At 66.0% G+C, this 3,672-nt stretch carries 2 protein-coding genes and 1 pseudogene; all 3 read right to left on the minus strand.

Going from position 1 to position 3,672, the window contains the following annotated elements; genetic code table 11:
• Nucleotides 1-234, minus strand: a 234-nt coding sequence (locus BM041_RS25985) for a helix-turn-helix domain-containing protein (RefSeq protein ID WP_245762059.1), incomplete at its 3' end; no start/stop codon positions are given.
• A gap of 396 nt (nt 235-630) precedes the next feature.
• Nucleotides 631-810 (minus strand): annotated as a pseudogene (locus BM041_RS25990) (transposase); the annotation flags it as partial.
• 378 nt (nt 811-1,188) lie between these two features.
• The coding region (locus BM041_RS30815) for a beta strand repeat-containing protein (protein ID WP_217648850.1) at nt 1,189-3,672 on the minus strand (2,484 nt) is incomplete at its 5' end.

Genomic DNA, 3,672 nt, shown 5'->3' on the forward strand with positions numbered 1-3,672 from the left:
GCCCTCCTTACGGTTCGACAGACCGGAAACGCCTTCGGCATTGTAGCGATGAACCCAGTCCCGCAGCGTCTGCCGATCCATCCCGCAGGTCTCTGCCGCAACCGCTCGCGGCACGCCCTCCAGCACCAGTGCCAGGGCCAGCATGCGGCGCGCCGCCGAGGCGTCACGGCTTCCCGCCGCCAGGCGTCGCAACTCCGACGCCGTATGGTCCTTCCGGTCTACCGACACCGCCATGATCCGCCCCTTCCGCCCTCAGGCGCAGCGAATCACACATCGACAGCGCACCAACATCACCATCGAGTCAGCCATTCAGGGCGCTGGTATCATTTCAGCGCCCCACCATGCGGCCAACGAGCTCGCGCCGCGACGGCTTCAAGCCGGCCGACGCCGCAATGGGGCACCAGGGCGCGTCTGGATGGCAAACACGCCCTCCGTGCCTTCCTCGTCCAGGGCTATGGGATTTCGCCAACCCAGAGCATGCCCCGCGCGGTCATGCACCCGCAGTGCATCCGCATCATCGTGCGGTACACGGTGCGACCGGGCGCCCCGGGCTGCACGCTCCCCACATGGCAAGGCAAAGACGGGCCGAACACCTCGCCGCGAAGCCCCCTCTTCGGGGCCAGGAGCCCGGCGGCGGAGCTTCGGAACGCGCAGTTCAACGGTGCCGGCGCGGGTCTGCCAGTCGCGGTCGCGGTAGCCGTTACGCTGGTTGATCCCGCTTTCGCTGTGCTCACCAGGGGCGGCGCCGGTCAGCCCTGCCACCTCCAACTCCACCAGCCGTTCGGCGGCAAAGCCGACCATCTCCCGCAGTAGTTAGGCGTCGGAGGACTTCCCGAGCAGCCCGCGCAAGGCCATCGTGTCGTCGGTCATCATGGGCGTCTCCCGGTATCAGGTTGCAGGTCGCGACAACGCAACCCTGCCAAGGATCAACGCGGTTGCCGCCCGGGCCGCTACGCTCGCCCACGGGCTTCGCTCCGCGCCCCGGGCTCCGTCACTCCTACACCACCACCCGGGACGCGCCCGGTGTGGCTCCCACGCTGCGTCATTGCCATAGGCAATGACGCAGCCCCGAGCCTCCCTTCCCGGGCAGACCCTGCGTAGGCACCGCTTAAGCAGGAGGGCGGGTGCCAGTACCGCACTTCCTGCAAAGCTCCGGTTTCCGGTGCAGAGTAGCCCGAGAAAACTAGCTCAGAAGAACCAGAGGAGCTGCGTCCCGTCACCCGTCTGCGTTGCGAGCGGGACAGGCAGATCATCAAACTCCAAGCCGGTCCAGGTGATATAGGTGTCGTTCACCCCATTACCATCGATATCGGCTTGCATCGTAACCCCCTTCCAGCCAACCGCACCATCGTTCTCGACCCAGGTCACGCGGCTGACGCCGGCACGCCAACCCCAAAGGGACACCTCCTCACCCGCGGCCAGATCAAAGTCCCCGATGGTGGACCAAGTGACCTGGCCGCCGCGGGCGTCGACAAAGAAGCGGTCGACACCGGCGCCACCAATAAGGAAGTTAGACCCGGTTCCGCCATCGAGGACGTCGTTGCCGGCACCCCCGTTCGCGGCGTCGTCACCACCCAGAAGCGCAAGGAAGTCATTCGAATCTGTCCCAGCGACCGCCTCATTACCAGACGAACCAAGCCAGGCGAACCGGATGTCAACGTTTGGATCGGTGTTGAAGCTCGCCTCACTGGTGGCCGCGCTACCGCCCCTCGAGACGGCAATCTGACCGCCAAGTTCATAGGCGCGGATCGCAACGTCACCGTTATTGCCGGCGACATCGGTCAACTGCAGTCGCAGCTGGTTCGTACCCTGGTTCAGCGACACGCCAGACCAGCTGAACGAACTGCCGCTGATGAAGGAGGTCACATCGGTCCAGGTCGAACCGCCGTCCAGCGAGCCCATCAAAAGGTCGCCCGAACCGAGCGAGCCACTGAGAGTCGCGGAGATCGTCTGAACCCGAGTCGTCGTTACGAAATCACCATCGATCCCCGTATCGGACGAGAAGTCCACGCCCAAGATCGTCCTGGATGGCGCCGTCGTATCGAGCGAATAGGCCTGACCGAACGCTGCACCGGAGTTGCCGGCCGCATCGGTCACCCGGATCTGGATACTCGAATTGCCCGCCAGCGTCGCACCTGTCCAGCTGACCGCCGTACCGCTTGCCGCCGCCGTGATGTCAGACCAGTTCGCCCCATTGTCGACGGAACCCTGCAAGACATCGCCAGTAGACAGCGCCGACGACAATGTCGCCGTAACCGTCTGGCTGGCCACCTTGGTGATGAAGTCGCCCGCCGAGGTGCCCGTATCCGCAGAGATATCGAAGCCCGACAGCGTCGTCGTCGGCGCCGTCACGTCCAGCACATAGGACAGGCTGCTCGCGCTGCCGGAGTTACCGGCCGCATCCGTCACACGCAGGCTGATCGAGTTGCTGCCAACCGCCAGGTTGGCGCTCGTCCAGCTCACCGCCGTGCCGCTCGCCGCACTGGTGATGTTCGACCAGTTGGCACCGCCATCGACCGAGCCCTCCAGCACCTCACCCGAAGCCAGCGCAGACGACAGGGTCGCCGTGACCGTCTGGCTCGCGGCCTTCGTGAGACGGTCGCTCGTCGACGTTCCGGTATCCGTGCCGATCGCCAGGCCGGACAGCGTCGTCGTCGGCGCTGTCACGTCCAGCTCATAGGACAGGCTGCTCGCGCTGCCGGAGTTACCGGCCGCATCCGTCACACGCAGGCTGATCGAGTTGCTGCCGACCGCCAAATTGGCGCCCGTCCAGCTTACCGCCGTGCCGCTCGCCGCGCTGGTGATATTCGACCAGGTCGTACCGCCATCGACAGAGCCCTGCAGTACCTCACCCGAAGCCAGCGCAGACGACAGGGTCGCCGTCACCGTCTGGCTCGCGGCCTTGGTGAGACGGTCGCTCGCCGACGTGCCGGTATCCGGAGCGATGGCCAAGCCAGACAACGTCGTCGTCGGCGCGGTCACGTCCAGCTCGTAGGACAGGATGCCCGCGCTGCCGGAGTTACCGGCCTCATCCGTCACACGCAGGCGGATGGAGCTGCTGCCGACCGCCAAATTGGCGCCCGTCCAGCTTACCGCCGTGCCGTTCGCCGCGCTGGTGATATTCGACCAGGTCGCGCCGCCATCGACCGAGCCCTCCAGCACATCACCCGAAGCCAACGCGGACGACAGGGTCGCCGTCACCGTCTGGCTCGCGACCTTCGTGAGACGGTCGCTCGTCGACGTTCCGGTATCCGTGCTAATGGCAAGGCCCGACAGCGTCGTCGTCGGCGCCGTCACGTCCAGCTCGTAGGACAGGCTGCTCGCACTGCCGGAGTTACCGGCCGCATCCGTCACACGCAGGCTGATCGAGTTGCTGCCGACCGCCAAATTGGCGCTCGTCCAGGTAACGGCCGTGCCGCTCGCCGAACTGGTGATATCCGACCAGTTTACACCGCCATCGACCGAGCCCTGCAGTACCTCGCCCGAAGCCAGTGCAGACGACAGGGTCGCCGTCACGGTCTGGCTCGCGGCCTTCGTGAGACGGTCGCTCGCCAACGAGCCGGTATCCGTGCTGATGGCCAGGCCCGACAGCGTCGTCGTCGGCGCCGTCACGTCCAGCACATAGGACAGGCTGCTCGCGCTGCCGGAGTTACCGGCCGCATCCGTCACACG

The sequence above is a fragment of the Falsiroseomonas stagni DSM 19981 genome, from assembly GCF_900114315.1.
Taxonomy (GTDB): domain Bacteria; phylum Pseudomonadota; class Alphaproteobacteria; order Acetobacterales; family Acetobacteraceae; genus Falsiroseomonas; species Falsiroseomonas stagni.